Here is a 22,471-nt window from a genome sequence, read left to right as displayed (position 1 = left end):
AATGGATAAGAAAGAACAAATAATTGAATTGATAGAAAAAATAGAAGAGTTAAATTATCATTATTACACCCTAGATAGTCCCTTGGTTTCTGATGGAGAGTATGATAAACTTTATGATAAATTAAAAGCATTAGAAAAAGAATCAGGCTATATACCAAATAATTCTCCTACTCAAAAAGTTGGTGGAGAAGTTTTAGAAAAATTTGAAAAACACTTTCACATATCTAGGTTATATTCACAAGATAAGGCACAGACTTATGAAGATCTGAACGATTGGATTAAAAGAGTAGGAAGACTTAGAAAGGCTTACAATGATTCTCATAAAGATAGCTTACCAGAAATAGAATTTATTATGGAGTATAAGTTTGATGGGCTGACTATTAATTTAACTTATGAAAATGGTATACTTAAAAATGCGTCAACTCGTGGTAATGGTATAGTTGGAGAAGAAATATCAGCTCAAGCTAAAACAATAAAATCTATACCTTTAAATATTGATGAGAAATCAATTCTAGAAATTCAAGGTGAAGCTTTAATGCCTTTATCTGAACTAGAAAAATATAATAAAAAGAATGACATTCAGCTAAAAAATGCCAGAAATGCTGCGGCAGGAGCTATACGTAATCTAAATCCAAATGAGACACGTAAAAGAAATTTGATAGCATTTTTTTATAATATATCTACTACAGATCTAGATTTTGCAAGCGAAGAAGATATGTTGGAGTTTTTAAAAATAGAGAACTTTAATGTTCATTCCTATCATAAAAAAGTAAAATCTTATGATGAAATAATCTCAGAGTTACAAAAAATAGAGGAAGAAAGAAAAACTCTAGACATATTAACAGATGGGGTAGTTATAAAGATAAATGACAAAAAAACCCAGAAAGCTTTAGGTTATACAAATAAATTTCCAAGGTGGTCAGTAGCTTTTAAATTTGAAGCAGAGGAATATACTACCACTCTTCTAGATGTAGTACGGAATGTAGGAAGAACTGGAAAGGTTACACCATCAGCCTTACTCGAACCTGTAGATTTTTCAGGTGTAACTGTTTCTCGTGCTACCCTTAATAATTATGATGATATAGAAAGAAAAAAAATAAAGATTGGCTCAAAAGTCTTTATAAGAAGGTCTAATGATGTTATACCGGAAATATTAGGTGTAGTAGATGAAGATCAGCCAGATACTAAAGTTATTGAAAAGCCTACATACTGCCCTTATTGTGGATCGGAGCTTATAGAGGGTAATGTCCATATAATGTGTCCTAATTCTATATCTTGTACTCCTCAATTATTGGCACGTATGGAGCATTTTGCTTCACGAAATGCTATGGATATAGAGGGCTTATCAGAAAAAACTATAGCTCAGCTTATGAATGAGCTTAATATTAAAGATATATATGAAATATACGATTTAACTTATGAAGACTTGATAAATTTAGATAGATTTGGTGATAAGAAAACTAAAAATCTTTTAAATTCAATAGAAGATAGTAAAGATCGTGATTTAAATAGATTTATTTATGCAATAGGCATACCAAATGTTGGAGAAAGAACAGCTCGTGATTTAGCTAATAGGTTTGAAAGTTTTGATAATTTAAGGAATGCTAATGTAGATCAGTTAGTTGATATAGAAGATATTGGTTTAATTATAGCAGAAAATATAGTAGAATTTTTTCATGACGATAATATAAATGGTGCAATAGATACGCTATTATCTAAGGGTATTAAAATAAATGAAAAAGTGAATGATAATGTGTCTAATAAACTTGATGGAAAAACTTTTGTCATAACTGGAACTATTAATAACTATAAAAGAGATGATATAAAAGAATTAATAGAAAATAATGGTGGGATAGTTACAACTTCTGTTTCAAAAAATACAGATGTATTAATTTGCGGTCAGAAAGCCGGATCGAAGCTTACAAAAGCGCGTGATTTAGGCATAGAAATTTATGAAAATGAGAAACTTTATGAATTTCTAAGTCAATTGGAAGGGAAATAATATGGAAGCTAAAGAAGTAGAAAAAATTTATAAACTTGCAAATATAAGTTTAGAAGGCAAAGATGTAGATGATTTGTCTAATAAATTTAATATAGTAATTGATTTTATTGATGAAATTTTTGATGTAGATACAAAAGATGTTGAATTTACTGAAGCAATATATACTCATGATGCAGTTTTTAGAAATGACTCTAATTCTAAGTCAGTAGAAAGAGAAGAAGCACTAAAGAATGCTAGTGATAAAGAATTTGGATATTTCAGATTAGATTGGAAATTATAGGAGGGTTTATGAAAATTGAAAGCTTAGTAGATAAATTAAAATCTGGAGACCTTTCTGTAATAGATTACACTAAGGAAACTCTTGAAAAATTAAAAGCAAACGAGCATAACGCATATATATCATATAACGAAGAGGATTCTCTAAAAAGAGCTGAATATTTAGAAAAAAAGCGTAAAAATGGAGAAAGATTAGGAAAATTATTTGGTTTACCTATAGCTGTTAAAGACAATATTTCATATAAAAATATGAAAATGACATGTGCTTCTAAAATGTTAGAGAACTTTACTCCTATTTATAATGCAACGGTAGTAGAAAATCTATTAAAGGAAGATGCTATAATTATCGGTAAAACCAATATGGATGAATTTGCTATGGGAGCAAGTTCTAAAACATCTTATTATGGTGTTGTAACTAATAACTTAGATAAGGAAAAGATAGCTGGGGGTTCTTCATCTGGTTCTGCAGTGTCAGTTTCTAATGAAGATGTACTAGTAGCACTAGGAACAGATACAGGTGGGTCAGTAAGAGGTCCAGCTTCATATACAAATATAATAGGATATAAGCCTACATACTCACTTATTAGTAGATATGGTGTAGTATCTATGGCTAATACGCTTGATCAAGTAGGGCTTTTTGCAAAAGATATTGATGATTTGAGATTATTTGCATCAGTTAGTTCGTCACCTGATAAAAATGATATGACATCTATTTTAGATCCTTACGAATTTATAGAGGAAGATTATGATTTTAATGGTAAAAAAATAGCTGTAATTAGTACAAATAGTGTACTTAATGAAGGTATCGAACAAGAAGTTAAAGAAGATTATAGAAAAGCTTTAGAGAGACTAAAAAGTCTTGGTGCAAATCTGTGTGAAGTGGATTTAGAATACGCAAAATTTGCAAATCCTGTCTATAATATAGTAATGAGTTCTGAGGTTTCATCAAATATGAGTAGATTTGATGGAGTAAGATTTGGGCATCAAACTGAATCTTATGAAGATATTAATGACTTGTATATAAAATCTAGGTCAGAAGGATTAGGTGAAGAAGTTCAAAGAAGAATAGCGTTAGGAACTATGTATTTATCTAGCAATGATGATCAAAGAATATATAAAAAAGGACTGCAACTAAGAACATTAATAAAAAATGAACTAGAAGAACTATTTGAAGATTTTGACTTGATAGTAACTCCTACTACTACTAATCTACCACCTCGAATTGATGAAAATACAGTAGCAGATCCATTAAGTGATTTTAAGGCAGATGGATTTAATGTTATAGTAAATCTTGCTGGCATGTGTGGATTATCTGTTCCAGTACGTCAAGGCATCTCTGGTTCCGTTCAATTTATAGGTAATAGGTTTGATGACTATAATGTTATAAATGCAGCAGCTAAGTTTTTAGAGGAGGAATAATGAATACAAAAACAATAATAGGACTAGAAATCCACGTAGAACTAGCTACAAATACAAAAATGTTTTGCTCCTGTAAAAATGAATTTGGAGCTGTACCAAATACAAATGTTTGCCCAGTTTGCTTAGGTCATCCTGGCGCTTTACCTGTAATGAATGAAAAAGCAGTTGAACTTGCACTAAGAGCAGGTTTGGCATTTAATTGTGATATTGCAAAAGATCAAAAAATGGATAGAAAGAAATATTTTTATCCGGATCTTACTAAAGGATATCAAATAACTCAATTTGACAGACCATATGCAAGAAATGGTTATGTTGAACTTCCAAGTGATAAAAAAGTTGGTCTAATAGAAATCCATATGGAAGAAGATACTGGTAAATCAAACCATGATGAAGAAGGTAGAACTCTTATGGATTATAATAGAGCAGGTGTACCTCTTATTGAAATAGTAACAAAACCTGATATAAATAGTCCAGAAGAAGCTCGTGAATTTGTGGAAACTTTAGCCAGCACTTTAAGGTTCTTAGAGATTTCTGATTGTATAATGGCTCAAGGATCTATGCGTTGTGATGTTAATATCAATATGATAGATTTAGATACTGATAGAAGAACAAACATATCAGAAATAAAAAATATAAATTCTATAAAGGCAATAGAACAGGCTTTAGCTTTTGAGGAAAAGCGTCATAATAATCTTCTAGAAAATGATGAGTTAGGAATCAAAGAAACAAGAAGATGGGATGATGAGAAATTAGAGACAATTCATATGCGTCATAAAGAAGAAGGTAATGATTATAGATTTTCAGTTGATGGAGATATACCTAAAATTAGTATTTCTGATGAATTTATAGATAATATAGATAATAGTTTACCAGAGCTCCCAGCAGATAAAGAAAAAAGATATATAAATGAATTCGATATGTCAAAATACGACGCTAGTTTACTAGCAAATGATAGACAATTAGCTAATCTATTTGAAGAAACTAATAAATTAGTTAATGAACCAAAGATTACTGCTAACTGGATATTATCTGAACTATCAAGACGTCTTAATGAGACTGAGCAAAGACCCGATACTATGAATCTTTCAGTAAAAAACTTTGCTAGATTAATAAATCTTGCAAAAGAAGATAAAGTTAATAATAATGTAGCTAAAAAGTTACTTCGTGAAATTTATGAAACAGATGAGAATCCAGAAAAATTAGCAGAAGAAAGAAACTTATTACAAATAAGTGATAGTGGTTTCTTAGAAGAAGTTGTTAATGAAGTTTTAAGTGAAAATCCTGAATCTATTGAAGATATTAAAAATGGTAAGGATCGTGCTTTTGGTTTCCTTGTTGGACAAGCTATGAAAAAAACTAAGGGCAAGGGAAATCCAGCTGAGATCAATAAATTTTTAAAAGAAAAGTTAGGAGAATAATTAAGGAGTGGTAACACTCCTTTTTTGCCATGAATATAGAAATTAAAGATACATCTATTTTATCTATGGTAGATGATAAAGTTATAAAAAATAGTATTTACATAAAAGATGATAAAATTATACATATAGGAAAGCTAGATGATTTTAATGCTGATAGAATAATTGAAGGTGAAAATTATCTTACTATGCCTGGATTTATAAATGCACATACTCATGTAGGAATGAGTTATTTTAGGAACTATGGGAATGATAATGATTTGATGACTTGGCTAAATGATTACATATTTCCAGCTGAAGAAAAGTTAACAGAGGAAATAGTTTATAACGCATCTCTTTTATCATTTGCTGAGATGATTGCAACTGGTACTACTTCTTTTGCAGATATGTATTTCTATGAGCAAGCTACCATAAAAGCTTTAGAAAAAGCTAAGCTTCGTGCTCAGCTTGCTCGTGGACTCTCATCACCTGATGCTAATTATTATAGATTAAAAGAAAATATAGAATTATTCGATAAGTATAATGGTTTAAATAATAAGTTAGAAATTGCATTAGGTCCTCATGCAATTTATACTACTGATAAAGAATACTTAAAAAAAATATCAGATAAATCAAAAGAATATGCAATCCCTATACATATTCATTTATCTGAAACAGAGTATGAGAATAAACATTGCTACGAAAAGTATGGACAAAGTCCTAGTGAAGTTTTTGATGAATGTGGCATATTTGATAATAGAGTTATAGCAGCCCATGGTGTGCATCTATCAGATAATGATTTAGATATATTAAAAGAAAAAAATATATCTATCATTCATAACCCTTCTAGTAATTTAAAACTATCTTCAGGTATATGTGATGTAAGTAGATTATTAGATTATGGAATAAATGTTTGTCTTGGAACAGACTCTGCATCAAGTAATAATAAGCAATCTATGCTTAAAGAAATTGAAATAGCATCATTAATTTCTAAACTAAAAGCTGCAAATAACTTAAAATCCTATGATGTATTAAAAATGGCCACTGTCAATGGAGCAAAAGCTTTGGGTATAGATGATAAAGTAGGCACTATAGAAGTTGGAAAAAAAGCTGATATTATAATGATAGATATAGATAATATTAATCACTTGCCTTGCAATGATTTAATAGCATCTCTATGCTATTCAACATATGATTCTGATATATCATATGTAATTATTGATGGAGATATAGTCTATGAAAATGGTACTTATAATTACTTAGATATTGATGAAATTAAATATATGGCAAATAAGTTAAGCAAAGAATTATTATGATAGGTATAGATATAGTTAGTATAAGTAAATTTATAGATAAGTCCAAGAGTGAATATTTTATAAAAAGAATTTTTACAGAGAATGAATTATTATACGCATACTCAAAAACTGATATTAATAAAACATTAGCTGGAATATTTGCAGCAAAGGAAGCTACAGTTAAGGCTTTTAATTTAAATTTAGCTTATATTTTAAGAAAAAAAATTGAAATATTACATATAAACTCTATTCCTGTACTTAGTATAAACCAAAGTATTATCAATTCTGATTTATCTATTAGCCATGATGAAGACTATGCTATTGCTATTTGCTATAAAAAGAATGATGATATAAATAAAAAAATTGATGAAAAGATGCAAAAGATTTTTCCACAACGAGAGAAAGTTTCTCATAAGGGTGATTATGGGAAAATTGGAATTCTTGGTGGAAGTTCGGGTATGGCTGGTTCTGTTTTTATGTCCTCAATGGCAAGTATGCGTGCAGGAGCTGGATTATCTTATATAATAGCTCCACAATCAATTTCAAAGATTTTACAAATAAAGGCCAATGAGCAAATAATAAAAGAAATTAATTGTAAAAATTTTTATTACAACAATGAAATTAGTAATCAGATTTTAGATGAAGTTAAAAACTTAGATGTGCTAATAATTGGTCCAGGTATGGGTAAGGGTAATAATCTTAATGAATTAATAAATGAAATTATTAAAAATATAAATATGCCAGTTTTGATTGATGCTGATGGATTGAATGCTGTAAGTAAGGATTTAAGTATACTTAACACAGATAATAATATTATATTAACGCCACATATTGGAGAATTCTCTAGGTTAACTGGTTTATCAATAGAAGAAATAAAAAAAGATAAAATAAAATTAGCGGAAAAATTTGCTAGAGATAACAGTTTAATTTTAGTCTTGAAGTCAGATGAAACAATAGTTACTGATGGAGAAAATACTTACATAAATAAAATTGGTAATCCTGGTATGGCTACTGCAGGTTCAGGTGATGTGCTAACAGGCATAATTGCTGCCTTAATTAATAGGATAGATATTTATGATGCTGCAAAGTTAGGGGTTTATTTGCATTCTTTAGCGGGAGATATAGCTAAGGAAAAATTTGGTGAAGATTCTCTGATTTCTACAGATATAATTGACTGCTTACCTTATGCTATAAAACGATTGAGGAACTTATGATTGAAACATATGTAGAAGTTGACATTGATAAGATAATAAAAAATATTAATAATATACAAAGTATAGATGAGGAATCCATGTTTTGTGCTGTAATTAAGGCTAATGGATATGGTCTTGGAGCAGTAAGGATTGCCCGAGAAATTGAAGAATTTGTAGACTATTTTGCAGTTGCTAGGCTAGAAGAAGCTATATCTTTAAGAAAATCAGGAATTACAAAGCCGGTTATGGTTCTTGCTTATGTTAATTTTGAAGAAATTGATAAATGTGTTAAATATGATATAGATTTACCTATTTATGATCTAGAATATGCAAAAAAAATTAATGATAGTATTAGTGGTAAGCTGAAAGTACACATTGCACTTGATACTGGTCACGGAAGAATTGGGTTTAGAGAAAGCGAATTAGATGATATAAAAAAATTAAAAAATTTAGATAATCTAGATGTGATTTCAGCTTTTTCTCATTTTTCAACCGCAGATGAAAAAGATACTTCTTTTACAATGATTCAAAAAGAAAGGTTTTATAACATATTAAATCAAATAAAAGATTATTATAAATTTAAATTTATTCATCTAGCTAATAGTGCAGGAGCTATAAAACATAATATTACTAAGGATATGATGAGAATAGGTATTTCTTTATATGGTATCTACCCTTCAATTGAAGTAAAAAATGAAAAACTTATTGATTTAGAACAATGTTTTAAATATATAAGTCATGTATCTTATGTAAAAGATATACCAGCAAACACCCCTATTAGTTATGGAAGAACTTTTATAAGCAAAGAACCTATGAAGATTGCAACTATACCTTTAGGATATGCTGATGGTTATATGAGAGCTTTTTCTAATAAGGGTGAGGTCTTAATTAATAATAAGCTCTGTAAAGTTTTAGGCTTGGTTTGCATGGATCAATTGATGGTAGATGTTAGTGGTATGGAAGTTTATATGGACGATGAAGTTATAATTTATCCTAATATATATAAAGAATCTAATAAAATTAATACAATTCCTTATGAATTAATGACTTCTATTGCTATGAGAGTGCCTAGAATTTATAAGAAAAATGGTAAAATAATTGATATAGATAATTATTTAGGAGAAATCTATGAAGATTAAAAGAGGAGATTTGTTCTATGCAGATTTATCTCCCGTTGTTGGTAGTGAGCAGGGGGGGGTAAGACCTGTAATAGTCGTTCAGAATGATGTGGGTAATAAGTATTCACCTACAATAATAGTAGCCCCCATAACAAGTCAACTAAATAAAGCAAAACTACCCACTCATGTAAAAATAAAGGGTAGTGAGTTTGGTTTGCCAAAAAATTCCGTAGCTCTTTTAGAGCAATTAAGGACTATAGATAAGAGAAGACTTCGTGAGAGAATAGGAAACTTTGATAATAGAGTCATGCTAAAAATAAATGAGGCTATGGCTATATCACTTGACTTGTCAAATGATTTTTAATGTACATAAAGACTGACCCCTTACAGAGGTCAGTTTTAATTTACGCACTTACTTTTACTTGATCATCTACTATCATATGAGCTAAGACATCAGGATTACCACAACCAGTAGTGATAATTAAATCTCCTGGTTCTGCTATTTCGTAGACGTAGTCCCTTGCTTGTTCAAAAGTTCCAAGATATTTTGCTTTGATTCCCTTTTTTACTAAAGCATCTACTACATCTTTAGAGTGAATGGTAGGATCTAGTTTTTCCCTGGCAGCATATATATCTGTTATTATAACCTCATCAGCTGCATCAAAACAATTTAAAAATTCATCGAATAATATTTTTGTTCTGCTATAAGTGTGTGGTTGCCAGATACATACAAGTCTTCCTTCTGTGTGTTCTTTTAGTGCCTTAAGAGTAACATCTATTTCAGAAGGATGGTGACCGTAGTCAGTCATTATAGTTGCATCATTTACATGTCCTATAATTTCCATTCTACGTTTAAGGCCAGTATATGATCTAAGATTTTCTTTTATTGTTTCAAGATCAATACCATTTTCATATGTTGCAATTATTGCAGCCATGGCGTTATTTATATTGTGTCTACCTATAACTCCAAGTTCGAAATGCTCTATCATTCCATTTTTCATTTTCAAATCAAAGTTAGGATGTCCGATTTCATCAAAATTTATATTATGTGCCACATAATCAGCTTCATAATTTTCTTGAGCATAAGTAATGAGCTCTCCTTGAACAGAATCTAAAATCAATTTATTGTTTTCTTCATTCAGATTAAGTATAGTTTTAGAATTTTCATCTTGATTTCTAAGGTAAGTTTTAAAGGTTTCAACTATATCATTCAAATCTTTATAATAATCTAGATGATCTTCATCAATATTTAATACTATCAATGTCTGAGGGAAGTAATACCTTATATTTCCCTTGTATTCACAAGCTTCAGTAACTAAATATTTTTGATCTCCTACATGGACATTCCCATCCATTTCATCTAATTCACCACCTAATAGTATAGTAGCTTCTTCTTTTGAATTGAGTAGTATTTTTGAGATCATACTAGTAGCTGTTGATTTTCCGTGAGAACCTGAAACAGCAATAGAATTCTCATAGTTTCTCATAAGAGCTCCTAGAAAAACTCCTCTAGTTACTACAGGTATATCAAGTTTGCGAGCTGCAATTAGTTCTTCATTATCATCTAAAATTGCATCTGTATAAACAACGAGGTCTGGATTTTTTATATTGTCCCTAGATTGGCCTATAAAAATTTCAGCCCCGTTTTCTTTTAAGTTTTTTATAATATCAGAAAGTGACCTATCAGATCCTGATACTCTATAACCTTTATTTAACAACAAAGAAGCGATACCACTCATAGAAATACCGCCTATTCCAATAAAATGAACATAAGAAATATTATGTTCATCTAAATTAAATTCAAACATTTTTTCTCCTAGTCTAAGTATAACATTAATATATTACAATATATCATATGCTTTTTTACGAACTTGTAAAGATTTATTTCCTATGATACCATTTTATTATAAGGAAATTTTTGGAGGAAATTATGAAGTATGTTATAGGAAATGATCATGGTGGAATAGATTTATATCAACCAGTAAAAGAAGTTTTAGAAAATCTAGGCCATGAAGTTATACATGTAGGTACAGATAGTCGTGAAAGTGTAGATTATTCAGATTATGCATCTTTAGCTTGTGAAAAAGTATTAAATGGGAAAGCTGATTTTGCTATTTTAATTTGTGGGACAGGACTTGGTATGAGTATGTCTGCTAATAAAATAGATGGTATAAGAGCAGCTGCTGTATCAGAATGCTATTCCGCAAAAATGAGTCGAGCTCATAATAACGCTAATTGTTTATGTATAGGAGCTAGAGTTATTGGAAACGAAACTGCAAAGATGATAGTAAGTGAATTCGCTAGTACAGAATTTGAAGCTGGACGACATCAAAGAAGGATAGATAAAATAACAGAGCTTGAAAAAAGATAGGTTTATACACATCTATCTTTTTTAGTTTAAAAAAAATAGCAAAAATGTTATTATAATATTATGAAAAATTTAATAAGGAGATATTAATGAATATACCTACACCACATATATCAGCTACTAGTGCTGATGAAATAGCAAAAACTGTTTTGATGCCTGGTGATCCACTCCGTGCGAAATTCATAGCAGAAAATTTCTTAGAAGACGTGACTCAATTTAATGAGACACGTGGTATGCTTGGATTTACCGGATATTATAATGGAAAAAGAGTGTCAGTTATGGGATCAGGAATGGGTATTCCTTCATCAATGATTTATTATAATGAATTATTTGGTGGCTATGATGTCGATACCATTATAAGAATAGGAACTGCAGGATCTATGCAAGAAAATATAAAACTTCATGATATAGTTATAGCAACTAGCGCTTGCTCTGAAAGTTCAATTAATGATAACTTATTCGCAAATATAAATTTTTCTCCTACTCCAGATTTTGATTTATTATTTAAAACTTACAATAAATCTATGGAATTAGGATATACAACTCATTGTGGTCAAGTTCATAGTTCTGATCAATTCTATAATAATTTGCCAAAAGAAGTTTTTGAAAATCTTCGTAAATATGGAGTATTATGTGTAGAAATGGAGAGCTATGGCTTGTTTATGACTGCTAGAAAATATAGTAAAAAAGGACTTGGTATATTTACTATAAGTGATTCTTTGATAGAAGATGTTTCAGATAGTGCAGAAAATAGGGAAAAATCATATACGAATATGATGAAATTAGCTCTCGAAGTAGTAGGTGAATAATTTATGCTAAAAACAATAATAATGGCCGCAGGTGAAGGTACTAGGATGAAGTCATCCACTTCCAAGGTCTTACATAAACTTTTAAATAGAGAAATAATAAGATACGTAGTAGATGCATCAAAATTTGATAATTCAGAAACAATAGTAATTGGTGGTAAGAATAAGGTTGATTTAGAAAATTTATTAAATGATGTAACTATCATAGAGCAAAAAATAGGCGATGAATATCCATATGGAACAGGATATGCAGCATCTCTTGCTTTGGATAATATTGAAGATGATGACCAAGTTCTAGTTTTAAATGGGGATATTCCATTAATAACTAAAGCTTCATTAGAAGAATTTGTAGATAACCATATATCTTATGATAATAGCGCATCTGTATTATCCACTAAAGTTGTTAATCCTATAGGCTACGGAAGAATAATTAGGGATGAAAATAGTGATTTTATAGGGATTGTTGAGCATAAAGATTTAGAAATCAACCAACATATAATAGATGAGATCAACACTGGAATTTATATATTTAAAGGTTCTGATTTAAAAACAGCTATTGAAGATATAGATACAGATAATACTCAAAATGAACTTTATCTTACAGATTGTATAGAAATACTTTATAACCAAGGTAAAAAAGTTATGGCTTTTACGGCTAGCGATCCAAATGAGTTCTATGGGATTAACACTAAAAAAGAGTTAGCAGAAGCAAAAAAAATCCTACAAAAACGTATTAATGAAAATCATATGATTAATGGTGTAATAATAGATGATCCTGATTTAGCTTATATTGCTCCAGAAGTTGAAATAGGACAAGATACAATTATATCAGGTCCCGTAAAACTTTTAGGTAAGACAGTTATAGGTAGAGAGTGTATATTAGAAGGTTCAACTAGGATTGAAGATTCAATAATACATGACAATGTTAAAATTGATAATTCTGTAATAGAAAAATCAGAAGTAGGAGAAGGTACAGATATAGGACCTTTTTCACACTTAAGACCTAAAGCAAAGCTTGGTAAAAATGTTCATATAGGTAATTTTGTTGAAGTTAAAAATTCAAATGTAGGAGATGGCAGTAAGGCTGGACATTTAGCTTATATAGGTGATGCTGATTTAGGATCTAATATTAATGTTGGCTGTGGTGTTATATTTGTTAATTATGATGGCAAATTTAAACATAGAAGCAATGTTGGTAATGATGCATTTATAGGATCAAATTCAAACATAGTTGCGCCAGTTAATATAGAAAATGAAGGATATATTGCTGCAGGTTCTACTATTACACAAGATGTTAAAGAAGGGTATCTATCTATTGAAAGAGCTGAGCAAAAAAATATAGAAGGTTACGTAGAGAGAAAGAAAAAAAGAGATTTAGAAAAAGAAAAGGAGAGAAAATGACATCTGATAATTCGCAAGCATTTGTTCAAAGAGGGGAACTAAAATTGATAAGTGGAAATGCAAATTTACCACTTGCTAAATGTATAGCTGATAATTTAAATACTCCATTGGGAGCATCTGAAATAGAAAAATTCAGTGATGGCGAAATAAAGATAATGATTAATGAATCCATAAGAGGAAAGGATGTTTATATAATACAACCAACTTCATTCCCAACAAATGATAATCTTATGGAATTACTAATTATGATAGATGCTTGCAGACGTGCTTCAGCAGGTTATGTTAATGCAATTATTCCTTATTATGGATATGCAAGACAGGATAGAAAAACTAGGGGTCGTGAACCAATAACTGCTAAACTCGTAGCAAATCTTATTACTCAGGCTGGAGCTGATAGAGTAATTACCATGGATTTACATGCTGGACAAATCCAAGGTTATTTTGATATACCAGTAGATCATTTTTCAGCTATTAGGCTACTTGCAGAATATTTCAATGATATTGCTTATGACAAACCAGATGAATTTGTGGTAGTTAGTCCAGATTTAGGTGGAGTAAGACGTGCTAGACAATTTTCGGATTATCTAAAACTTCCTATAGCTATTATTGAAAAAAGAAGACCTATGCCAAATGTTTCGGAAGTAATGAGTGTTATAGGTGATTTTAAAGGAAAATATGCAATACTCGTTGATGATATGGTTGATACAGCTGGAACAATTACAAATGCTGCCAATTATTTAATGGAAAATGGAGCGAAAGGCGTTTATATAACAGCAACTCATGGAGTTTTATCAGGACAGGCAATAGAAAAATTACAAGATTCAAGCGTAAAAGAAGTAGTTATTACAAATACTATAGAATTACCAGAATATAAAAAAATAGATAAAATTAAACAACTAAATGTAGGTCCATTACTAGCAGAAGCAATTCATAGAATAAATACTTATGAATCAATTAGTGGTTTATTTGAGGATGCTGAATAAATGTATGTTATAGTAGGATTAGGTAATCCAGGCTTACAATACGAAAATACTAGACATAACGTTGGATTTTTGACTATAGACTATTTAGCTCAAAAACATAATATTCCTGTGAAAAAACTTAAATTTAAATCTCTATATGGTCAGGGAGAAATCTCTGGCCAAAAAGTTATGCTTGTAAAACCACAAACTTACATGAATAATTCTGGTGAAGCAGTTAGAGAGATTAAAAATTATTTTAAATTTGATGAAGATAAACTAATAGTCATAGTTGATGACATAGATATTGATTTTGGAAGAATAAGACTTAAGAAAAAAGGTTCTGCTGGCACACATAATGGTATGAAATCAATAATATATCAAATTAAAAATGATAAATTTCCTAGAATAAAGATAGCAGTTGGCAAAAAGCCAGATTATATGGATTTAGCAAATTTTGTATTAAGTGGTTTTAACGAAAAAGAAGTGGACATAGTTAGGGAAGAAATAATAATGTCTGCTGAAGCTATAGAAATGATGCTAGATACTAATATAGATAAGGCTATGAATAAATACAACTCTATAAATTTGTTAGAAGATGATAATTAATGAATTCACTTATTAAAAATTTAGAAAATCTAGAACAATTAAATACAATTGAGGCGAATTACAAAGATAATTCTCCTATATATTTGCATGGACTTAGTGAAGGGATAAAAGCACATTTGGTTTTATCTCTTTTTAATCGCTTAGACAAAAACCTAATTCTCATTGCTGAAGATGAAAAAAAGGCAAACGATTATATAAATTCAATAAATAATTTAGAAGAAACTGCCTACCTATATCCATCCTATGATATTAATTTTTATAATATAAAATCCTTGGATGAAAATAAAAGTTCTCTTAGAATGGAAGTCTTAATAAAGCAAAGAAATAAGGAAAAATTTATAACTGTTACAACTTTATCTGCTTTGAGAAATAAGCTAACACCTTTAAACAAATTTAACAATAGCTTTGTTAAAATCACTGGTGAAGATGTAGTGAATATTGATGATTTATTAAATAAACTTACATCTTTAAATTATGATGCAAATAGTTTAGTAGAAAAGAAAGGTGAGTATGCTAAACGTGGATCTATTATAGATTTTTGGCCTAGTGAATATGAACATCCAATAAGGCTAGAACTTTTTGATGATGAAGTTGATTCTATAAGAGTTTTTAATGAAAAAAACCAAAGGACTATAGAAAAGATAACTGAAGTAGTAATTTCACCAATAAATGAACTTATATATGATAAAGCTGATATTGGGAAAGCAATAGAATCCATAGATAAAGATATAAATAAGCTTTCTAAAAGTAAAGAAAATAGCAATGATCAAAAGCTTGTAGACAAATATAAGCAAATACTAAGTTTCGTTAAAGAAAGGGCTTATGTAGCAAATTGGGATTTAATAAATTCTTATAGAGATTCTAACTATGCAGATTTTATTGATTATCTTACAGAAGATACACTATTTATATTTGATGATATATCAAGAATCTATGAAAATGAAATTGACATTGATAGAAAATTTTTAGAAGATGTGACTTATCAAAGAGAAAAAGGTGAGGTTTTTAATAGTTTTGCTGATTTACTTATCAAAAAAGAAATAATTTACGAAAAATTAGAAAGCTATTCAATTATAAACTTAACGTCTATATTAAAAAGATCAAAATTATTTAATCCAAAACTATTATTAGAGCTAAAGTCATTAGAAGCTGAAAACTATAATAAAAATATTATAGAATTTATTAAAAATTTAGATAAGTTAGATGATAAATCTAAGATTTATATTTTAAGTGGAAATGAAGAAAACAAAGATAGACTTTTAGAAAATTTTAGTCAAAATGCTATACCCAATGTCTCTGATACTGGTAATGAAAAAATTACTATAAGCTCAGATTATGCTAAAGAAGGATATTTTATTCCTTCGGAAAAATTATACGTATATACTCAAAAAGAAATATATGGTACAAGTAAGAAAAACCAAAAAAGAAAGTCTAAAAATAAGCTATCCTCTTCAGATATAATTAATTATTCTGATTTAGATATAGGGGATTATGTAGTTCATGAGAATAATGGTATTGGAGTTTATAGCGGACTTGAGAAAATAGAAGTAAACAATATACAAAAAGACTTTATTGTAATCAAGTATAAGGGTAATGATAAAGTTTATGTACCTATAGATCAAATGAATCTGGTTAGTAAATATATAGGTAATAAAGGCGAAAAACCAAAATTATCAACTCTTGGATCTCCAACTTGGTCAAAGGCTAAACAAAGAGCTAAAAAAGCTGTAGATGAAATCGCAGACGATTTAGTAAAACTTTATGCAAAAAGATCAAAAGAAGTCGGTCATGCATTTACTCCTGATACACCTTGGCAAAAAGAATTTGAAGAATCATTTCCTTATGAAGAAACTTATAGCCAGCTTAGAAGTATAGAAGAAATTAAAGCTGACATGCAAATAGATAAACCTATGGATAGGCTTCTGACAGGGGATGTAGGTTATGGAAAAACTGAAGTAGCTTTAAGAGCAGCTTTTAAAGCTATAGTAGATGGTTATCAAGTAGCATTTTTAGTACCCACAACTATTCTCGCAAGTCAACATTTTGAGACTATGCAAGAAAGATTTAAAGGTTTTCCTATAGAGGCAAGACTTCTATCAAGGTTTAATTCGAAAAAAGAACAGGATGAAATAATAAAAGATCTTAAATCGGGTAAAGTAGACATAGTAGTCGGTACCCATAGAGTTCTATCTAAAGATGTTGAGTTTAAAAAATTGGGACTACTCATAATAGACGAAGAGCAAAGATTTGGAGTAAAACATAAAGAAAAATTAAAACAACTAAAAACAAGTCTAGATGTTTTAACTTTATCTGCAACTCCGATTCCAAGAACCCTTCAAATGTCATTAGCTGGAATAAGGGATCTTTCTACTCTAGATGAACCACCTAGTGAGAGACTACCTGTAAATACCTATGTTATAGAATATGATGAAAATATTATAAAATCAGCTATTGATAGGGAACTTAGTAGGAATGGACAAGTATATTTTGTATACAATAGAGTTCATAATATAGATTTATTATATAATCATATAGTTGAACTTCTCCCAGAAGCAAGAGTAGAAATTATCCATGGAAAACTTACACCTAAGCATATAGAAACTATTATGCAAGACTTCATTAATGGTGAAATAGATATCTTATTGTCAACTACAATAATAGAAACAGGTATGGATATAGCAAATGTTAACACTATTATAATATATGATTCAGATATGATGGGATTATCACAACTTTATCAATTAAAGGGTAGAATAGGTAGAGGGAATAGATCCTCATATGCTTACTTTACTTATAGAAAAGGTAAAGTATTAAGTGAGATTAGTGAAAAAAGGTTAAAATCAATTAGGGACTTTTCTGATTTTGGTAGCGGCTATAAAATAGCAATGAAAGATTTAGAGCTTCGAGGTGCTGGAAATCTCTTGGGAGAGAGTCAGAGTGGCCATGTTGAAGCAGTGGGTTATGATCTTTATGTAAAGTTTTTACAAGAAGCTGTAGAAAAAGCTTCAGGTAAAAAAGTTGATATTAAGAAGAAATCAGATGTATATATTGACATAAAAGTAGATGCTTATATACCTAGTACCTACATTAACGATCAATCTCAAAAAATAGAGATGTATACTAGAATATCTAATATAAATAATAAAGACGACTATAATTTATTAGTTGAAGATTTAATTGATGTTTATGGAGATATACCTGTAATGGTGGATAATATTATGTATGTATCCCTTATAAAAACTCTTGCTGAAATGATAGGTTTTAAGGAGATAAGGGAACAAAAAGATTATGTTAATCTTAAGTTTAGCGACAGAGAATTATTTAGTCTTGATGAGCTAAAGGAAATTAGTGAGTCATACAAAGGAGAAATGAAGCTTGATTTATCAAATAATCCAGCATTTAAATTACCTAGTACATCTACTAAACTAATAGATACATACGATTTATTAGAAATAATTTATAATATAAGGAGTAATAATAATGAAGAAGACAAATAAACTATTAACAATAATGCTTGCAAGTTCTATGCTTTTTGCTGCTTGTGATAACAACTCAGCTAAGAATGGTAACAATGATACTAATAAGACTGAAGCTGTAGAAAGCAAAGATTCTGATAAGAAAAAAGAGTCAAAACTTCCAGATGATACTGTAGCTACAATCAATGGAGATAAAATAAGCAAAGATGATTATAAAAAAGAAATTTCATTTTATGGATCTATGCTCGCTAGCCAACAAGGATTAAAGTCATCTATAGTTCAAATGATGGTTCAAGATAGATTAATATCAGATGACTTAGATAAAAATGACATAAAAGTAAGCGATAAAGAAGTCTCTGATGCTTTTATGGAAACAGTTAATAGAATGGGTGGAGAAAGTAAATTTGATAAAATGCTTGATGACTATAATATGGATGTCGATAAGTTTAAGGATACTGTAAAAAAAGATTTAATGTACCAAAAACATAAAGAATGGTTTGATGAAAATCATAAAGTTACAGATGATGAAATTAAAAAATACTATGATGAAAATAAAGATGATTTTAGTAAAATAGATGCATCTCATATATTAGTAGAAGATGAAAAAACTGCAAAGGAAGTAAAAGCAAAGCTTGATAATGGAGAAGATTTTGCAGCTCTTGCTAAAGAATACTCTAAAGATACAGCTAACGCTTCTGAAGGTGGAAAATTAGGTGAATTTGGTAAAGGACAAATGGTTGCTGAATTTGAAGATAAAGCATTTTCTATGAAAGAAGGAGAAATTAGCGATCCTGTTAAAACACAATTTGGATGGCATATTATTAAGGTTAATAAGGTAATTAATTCTTTTGAAGATTCTAAAGATGAAATAAAATCCACTTTACAAGAGAAAAAATACAAAGATTATATTACAGAATTAAATGATAATGCTGATATAGTAACTGAAGATGCAGATAAAGAAGAAAAAAGTGATGAACCTACATCAGATAAAACAAAAGAAGATTCTAAAGAAAAAGCAACCGATAAAGAAAAATCTGATAAAAAAGATGATTCTGAAGAAAAAGTAATTGATGAAGAAAAATCTGATAAAGATGAAGTAAAAGAAAATGAGAGCAAAGATAATTAAAACTAGCTTAATTTTAAGCTTAGTTTTAACTTTAAATGCTTGCGGTAAAAAAGATAATTATACAAATAATATAGCTATTGTCGATGGTAATCCCATAAGCAAAGAAACTTATACTGAAGAGCTGGAATTTTATCAAAAGTTTTATACTCAGGAGTATGGCGAAGATTATTTAGAAAAAGAAGTGCAAAGAGGCAAAAGCAATAATGACATTCTTCAAAAAGAACTTGTAGATTCCTTGATAAAAGATCAAGTGATGATAAATGATTTAAAACAAAATAAAATAAAAGTGGATGATAATATAGCAAGTTCTATAAGAAATGATTTAGAGAAAAGCCTTGGAGGAAAAGAATCATTAAAAGCAAATGTAGCTGCTCTAGAAGTAAGTGAAAGTAATTTTAATGATATTTTGTATAATGATTCAATTAGAAAGCAACACTATGACTACTTTTTGAGTAATAATGATATAAAAGATAGTGATATACTTGAATTTTATAAAAGTAATGATAAATATCAAAGACAATATAAATATAACGTGTTAGTATTTGATGATGAAAATTTAGCTAATAAAATTAGAAAACAAATTAATTCTTCTGAAGATTTTAAAGGATTTTTAAATAAATCTATTAAAAATTATGATATAATCAACTCTGATTTTGTATATGAAGATGATCATTTATTAAAAGAATCAAAAATAAAAGAGAAAAATAATGTTAGTAATGTATTTTCATTTGATAATAAATATATGATATTAATGGTTAATTCCTATAACGATAATGAAAATGAACTATTATTAAAAACTAAGGATATATATTTAAAAGAAAAGTATGAAGAATATCTTAATAAGCTGGTAAAGAAGTCTAAAATCAGGGTTTTTATTTAACAAATGCTTGAAAAACCTAAAATTATTTTGTATAATCAAGATTAGAGTTAAACAGAATTAATTATTGATTTATAGGAGGAAATATGAATAAATCAGAATTATTAGTTAGTATTTCAGAAAAAAGTGGACTTAAAAAAAGCGATTCTGAAAAAGCACTAAATGCAATGATAGAGACAATTACAGAAACTTTAACTGAAGGGGAAAAAGTTCAATTAGTAGGTTTTGGTACTTTCGAAACAAGAGATAGAAAAGCTCGTGAAGGAAGAAACCCAAGAAAACCTGATGAAGTTATAAAAATACCTGCAAGCAAAGCACCAGTATTCAAAGCTGGAAAAACTTTAAAAGAAGCAGTTAATAAATAATTTAATGAAAATAAAACCGGAACTTGAAATAAAGGTCCGGTTTTTATATTTCTTTGTATTTATCACTTACTTTTAAATTAGTGTCAATAGTTATAGTTGAGAAATTTTCATAATATACCATGCCTGGTTTTGCGCCCTTAGCTTTATTCACATTCTTTTTTTCTGTGTAGTCAATATTAATTTTATTATCGGAGGATATTGATGAATTTACAGCTGCTAAATATGATGCTATATTTATATCTTCATCATTTATATTATCACTTCTTAGTATAACATGACTTCCAGGAACATCCTTTACATGAAACCATAAGTCATCTTTGTTGGCTAATTTAAGTGTTATATAGTCATTTTGCTTACTATTTTTACCAACATAGATATCAGAACCGTTTTTTGTTTTATAATGATATGGCTTTGATTTTTTATTTTTAATTTTGTGTTTGTGACTTTTTTTAATTAAGTTATTTTCTATCATTTCATCTCTTATGTCATTTAGATCTTCAATACTTTGAGATCTATTTATAAAATCACATAGTTGATTTAAGTATTCTAAATAATCATTTTGTCTAGGAATATCTTTTTTTGCATAATCTACAGAATTTTTAATCTTTTTGGCTTTGGTATAATAGTTTTCAGTATTTTCCCATGGAGTTTTAGTAGGATCTAATTTTATTTCTATTTTTTTATTATTGTCATAAAAATCATCTAATACTATTTTATTATCTCCCTTACTAATTTTATGAACATTCGCAGATAATAAGTCACCATTTTTTCGTAGACCTTCTATTTTTGATTCTTGGAGAATATTATTACTTAAAATATTTAGTTTCTTATTTGTATTCTTTATATGAGAGTTTATTTTTTTTATAAGACTTGTTTTTATTTGATTAAGTCTGTCATGAGATTTATTTATATTATAAAATTCTTCGATAGATTCACTCATAGTTGAGTAAGACTTTTCCTTAAAATCTAAATGTGATAGCTTTATTGTATGGAATTCTTTTATCTTTTTATCATCACTATAAGTAAAGCTCTTAAGATTACCATTAATTATCTCATCTCTTAATTCATATAATAGATTATTTAATCTATCTTTTTCTGATTCACTAACTAACCCCCAATTTATTCTAGAATCAATTCCAGCTCTATAAATCAGTTCTTTTCCAACGATAGGTGAGAAACCAGTGTATGTTTTATGAAATATTTTATCAGGTCTAGTACTGTCAGATAATTTCTGATCTAACTTTTTTATGTCATAATCAAATGATTCATCTGTAATATCATATTTATCATTATCAACAAATTCATATTTTACACCTGGTAAAATTTGTCTGATTGATGACATATTTTCATTTACTCTTTTTATAGAGTCAATAACTTTATAATTATCATCAACTAGTATTATATTAGAATACTTACCCATGATTTCCACTATGAGTTTTTTGCTTGTATCAAAACCCATTTCATCAATAGAACTTATAGAAAAAATTACAACCCTATCCAAATCTTTCTGAATTATGTCAATTATTTTGGCTTGGTTAATATGTTTTCTTAAAACCATAGTAAAATTTGGTGGAATATCTGGATTTTCATATTTTTTTTGAGTCAAATTTATTCTCGCTTCATTATTATTGGCACTTAAAAGTAATTTATAACTTTTGCCCATAGAATAAACATTTAACACTATATCATTTTTAGAAGGTTGAGTAATTTTTTGAATTTTACCTCCTAAAAGTTTTTCTCTAATTTCATTTACTACTTTTCTTGTTACTATTCCATCATAACTCATA

General features: G+C 28.8%; 19 protein-coding genes. 17 read left to right on the top strand and 2 right to left on the bottom strand.

Annotated features, from left to right (window positions below; translation table 11 throughout):
* Position 1: 1 nt before the first annotated feature.
* The 8 genes from ligA to J2Z39_RS04610 are packed head-to-tail and all read left to right on the top strand — an operon-like array spanning position 2 to position 9,061.
* Positions 2–2,002: an NAD-dependent DNA ligase LigA gene (gene ligA, locus J2Z39_RS04645; RefSeq protein ID WP_209814008.1), complete on the top strand. Its 2,001-nt coding sequence runs from the start codon at positions 2–4 to the stop codon at positions 2,000–2,002.
* Between the two features lies 1 nt (position 2,003).
* A complete protein-coding gene (gene gatC, locus J2Z39_RS04640; protein ID WP_117521688.1) occupies positions 2,004–2,282 on the top strand; it encodes an Asp-tRNA(Asn)/Glu-tRNA(Gln) amidotransferase subunit GatC in 279 nt (92 codons plus the stop codon).
* An 8-nt stretch (positions 2,283–2,290) separates the two neighbouring features.
* Positions 2,291–3,697 (top strand): Asp-tRNA(Asn)/Glu-tRNA(Gln) amidotransferase subunit GatA, encoded by a 1,407-nt coding sequence (gatA, locus tag J2Z39_RS04635; protein ID WP_117521687.1) that lies wholly within the window; start codon positions 2,291–2,293, stop codon positions 3,695–3,697.
* Positions 3,697–5,115, top strand: a complete 1,419-nt coding sequence (gene gatB, locus J2Z39_RS04630; RefSeq protein ID WP_117521686.1) for an Asp-tRNA(Asn)/Glu-tRNA(Gln) amidotransferase subunit GatB — start codon at positions 3,697–3,699, stop codon at positions 5,113–5,115. The genes gatA and gatB overlap by 1 nt, the downstream gene beginning before the upstream one ends.
* 29 nt (positions 5,116–5,144) lie before the next feature.
* A complete protein-coding gene (locus J2Z39_RS04625) occupies positions 5,145–6,407 on the top strand; it encodes an amidohydrolase (protein ID WP_117521685.1) in 1,263 nt (420 codons plus the stop codon).
* Positions 6,404–7,600, top strand: coding sequence for an NAD(P)H-hydrate dehydratase (locus J2Z39_RS04620; RefSeq protein ID WP_117521684.1), 1,197 nt, complete (start codon positions 6,404–6,406; stop codon positions 7,598–7,600). Before J2Z39_RS04625 ends, J2Z39_RS04620 begins: the two co-directional genes overlap by 4 nt.
* Entirely contained in the window at positions 7,597–8,718 is a 1,122-nt protein-coding gene (alr, locus tag J2Z39_RS04615; protein ID WP_209814006.1) for an alanine racemase, read from the top strand. The genes J2Z39_RS04620 and alr overlap by 4 nt, the downstream gene beginning before the upstream one ends.
* Positions 8,708–9,061: a type II toxin-antitoxin system PemK/MazF family toxin gene (locus J2Z39_RS04610; RefSeq protein WP_117521682.1), complete on the top strand. Its 354-nt coding sequence runs from the start codon at positions 8,708–8,710 to the stop codon at positions 9,059–9,061. Before alr ends, J2Z39_RS04610 begins: the two co-directional genes overlap by 11 nt.
* Positions 9,062–9,101: 40 nt before the next feature.
* Here the strand turns inward: J2Z39_RS04610 and murC are convergent, their stop codons facing one another.
* The gene (murC, locus tag J2Z39_RS04605; RefSeq protein WP_117521681.1) at positions 9,102–10,505 is read right to left on the bottom strand and encodes a UDP-N-acetylmuramate--L-alanine ligase; all 1,404 of its coding nucleotides are present in this window, start codon (positions 10,503–10,505) and stop codon (positions 9,102–9,104) included.
* A gap of 122 nt (positions 10,506–10,627) precedes the next feature.
* Here murC and rpiB point away from each other — a divergent pair, with 122 nt between their 5' ends.
* From rpiB to J2Z39_RS04560, 9 genes are all read left to right on the top strand, one after another.
* Positions 10,628–11,068 carry a ribose 5-phosphate isomerase B gene (rpiB, locus tag J2Z39_RS04600; protein WP_117521680.1) on the top strand — a complete coding sequence of 147 codons (441 nt, stop codon included), beginning with the start codon at positions 10,628–10,630 and terminating at the stop codon, positions 11,066–11,068.
* An 86-nt stretch (positions 11,069–11,154) separates the two neighbouring features.
* Positions 11,155–11,874 carry a purine-nucleoside phosphorylase gene (gene deoD, locus J2Z39_RS04595; RefSeq protein WP_117521679.1) on the top strand — a complete coding sequence of 240 codons (720 nt, stop codon included), beginning with the start codon at positions 11,155–11,157 and terminating at the stop codon, positions 11,872–11,874.
* Positions 11,875–11,877: 3 nt separating this feature from the next.
* Positions 11,878–13,272, top strand: a complete 1,395-nt coding sequence (glmU, locus tag J2Z39_RS04590; RefSeq protein ID WP_117521678.1) for a bifunctional UDP-N-acetylglucosamine diphosphorylase/glucosamine-1-phosphate N-acetyltransferase GlmU — start codon at positions 11,878–11,880, stop codon at positions 13,270–13,272.
* Positions 13,269–14,255 carry a ribose-phosphate diphosphokinase gene (locus J2Z39_RS04585; RefSeq protein ID WP_117521677.1) on the top strand — a complete coding sequence of 329 codons (987 nt, stop codon included), beginning with the start codon at positions 13,269–13,271 and terminating at the stop codon, positions 14,253–14,255. The genes glmU and J2Z39_RS04585 overlap by 4 nt, the downstream gene beginning before the upstream one ends.
* Positions 14,256–14,840 carry an aminoacyl-tRNA hydrolase gene (pth, locus tag J2Z39_RS04580; protein ID WP_117521676.1) on the top strand — a complete coding sequence of 195 codons (585 nt, stop codon included), beginning with the start codon at positions 14,256–14,258 and terminating at the stop codon, positions 14,838–14,840. It begins immediately after the preceding gene.
* Positions 14,840–18,337 carry a transcription-repair coupling factor gene (gene mfd / locus J2Z39_RS04575; protein WP_209814004.1) on the top strand — a complete coding sequence of 1,166 codons (3,498 nt, stop codon included), beginning with the start codon at positions 14,840–14,842 and terminating at the stop codon, positions 18,335–18,337. The genes pth and mfd overlap by 1 nt, the downstream gene beginning before the upstream one ends.
* Complete coding sequence (locus J2Z39_RS04570; protein ID WP_117521674.1) at positions 18,321–19,442, top strand: peptidylprolyl isomerase; 1,122 nt, start codon at positions 18,321–18,323, stop codon at positions 19,440–19,442. The genes mfd and J2Z39_RS04570 overlap by 17 nt, the downstream gene beginning before the upstream one ends.
* Positions 19,423–20,322, top strand: a complete 900-nt coding sequence (locus tag J2Z39_RS04565) for a SurA N-terminal domain-containing protein (protein WP_117521673.1) — start codon at positions 19,423–19,425, stop codon at positions 20,320–20,322. The genes J2Z39_RS04570 and J2Z39_RS04565 overlap by 20 nt, the downstream gene beginning before the upstream one ends.
* Before the next feature lie 83 nt (positions 20,323–20,405).
* Positions 20,406–20,684, top strand: a complete 279-nt coding sequence (locus J2Z39_RS04560) for an HU family DNA-binding protein (RefSeq protein WP_117521672.1) — start codon at positions 20,406–20,408, stop codon at positions 20,682–20,684.
* A 43-nt stretch (positions 20,685–20,727) separates the two neighbouring features.
* Here the strand turns inward: J2Z39_RS04560 and J2Z39_RS04555 are convergent, their stop codons facing one another.
* Complete coding sequence (locus tag J2Z39_RS04555; protein WP_209814002.1) at positions 20,728–22,470, bottom strand: Rqc2 family fibronectin-binding protein; 1,743 nt, start codon at positions 22,468–22,470, stop codon at positions 20,728–20,730.
* Position 22,471: the final 1 nt, after the last annotated feature.

Source organism: Anaerococcus nagyae, assembly GCF_017874535.1.
Lineage (GTDB): Bacteria > Bacillota > Clostridia > Tissierellales > Peptoniphilaceae > Anaerococcus > Anaerococcus nagyae.
This window is presented reverse-complemented; position numbering and strand designations above follow the sequence as displayed.

Bases quoted from the DNA above. Each gene is read 5' to 3' on its own strand.
- J2Z39_RS04570 (WP_117521674.1), top strand. From the start codon at position 18,321: ATGAAGAAGACAAATAAACTATTAACAATAATGCTTGCAAGTTCTATG.
- glmU (WP_117521678.1), top strand. From the start codon at position 11,878: ATGCTAAAAACAATAATAATGGCCGCAGGTGAAGGTACTAGGATGAAG.
- J2Z39_RS04625 (WP_117521685.1), top strand. From the start codon at position 5,145: ATGAATATAGAAATTAAAGATACATCTATTTTATCTATGGTAGATGAT.
- J2Z39_RS04565 (WP_117521673.1), top strand. From the start codon at position 19,423: ATGAGAGCAAAGATAATTAAAACTAGCTTAATTTTAAGCTTAGTTTTA.
- pth (WP_117521676.1), top strand. From the start codon at position 14,256: ATGTATGTTATAGTAGGATTAGGTAATCCAGGCTTACAATACGAAAAT.
- gatC (WP_117521688.1), top strand. From the start codon at position 2,004: ATGGAAGCTAAAGAAGTAGAAAAAATTTATAAACTTGCAAATATAAGT.
- murC (WP_117521681.1), bottom strand. From the start codon at position 10,505: ATGTTTGAATTTAATTTAGATGAACATAATATTTCTTATGTTCATTTT.
- J2Z39_RS04560 (WP_117521672.1), top strand. From the start codon at position 20,406: ATGAATAAATCAGAATTATTAGTTAGTATTTCAGAAAAAAGTGGACTT.
- gatA (WP_117521687.1), top strand. From the start codon at position 2,291: ATGAAAATTGAAAGCTTAGTAGATAAATTAAAATCTGGAGACCTTTCT.
- J2Z39_RS04555 (WP_209814002.1), bottom strand. From the start codon at position 22,470: ATGAGTTATGATGGAATAGTAACAAGAAAAGTAGTAAATGAAATTAGA.
- mfd (WP_209814004.1), top strand. From the start codon at position 14,840: ATGAATTCACTTATTAAAAATTTAGAAAATCTAGAACAATTAAATACA.
- deoD (WP_117521679.1), top strand. From the start codon at position 11,155: ATGAATATACCTACACCACATATATCAGCTACTAGTGCTGATGAAATA.
- J2Z39_RS04610 (WP_117521682.1), top strand. From the start codon at position 8,708: ATGAAGATTAAAAGAGGAGATTTGTTCTATGCAGATTTATCTCCCGTT.
- J2Z39_RS04585 (WP_117521677.1), top strand. From the start codon at position 13,269: ATGACATCTGATAATTCGCAAGCATTTGTTCAAAGAGGGGAACTAAAA.
- ligA (WP_209814008.1), top strand. From the start codon at position 2: ATGGATAAGAAAGAACAAATAATTGAATTGATAGAAAAAATAGAAGAG.
- alr (WP_209814006.1), top strand. From the start codon at position 7,597: ATGATTGAAACATATGTAGAAGTTGACATTGATAAGATAATAAAAAAT.
- gatB (WP_117521686.1), top strand. From the start codon at position 3,697: ATGAATACAAAAACAATAATAGGACTAGAAATCCACGTAGAACTAGCT.
- rpiB (WP_117521680.1), top strand. From the start codon at position 10,628: ATGAAGTATGTTATAGGAAATGATCATGGTGGAATAGATTTATATCAA.
- J2Z39_RS04620 (WP_117521684.1), top strand. From the start codon at position 6,404: ATGATAGGTATAGATATAGTTAGTATAAGTAAATTTATAGATAAGTCC.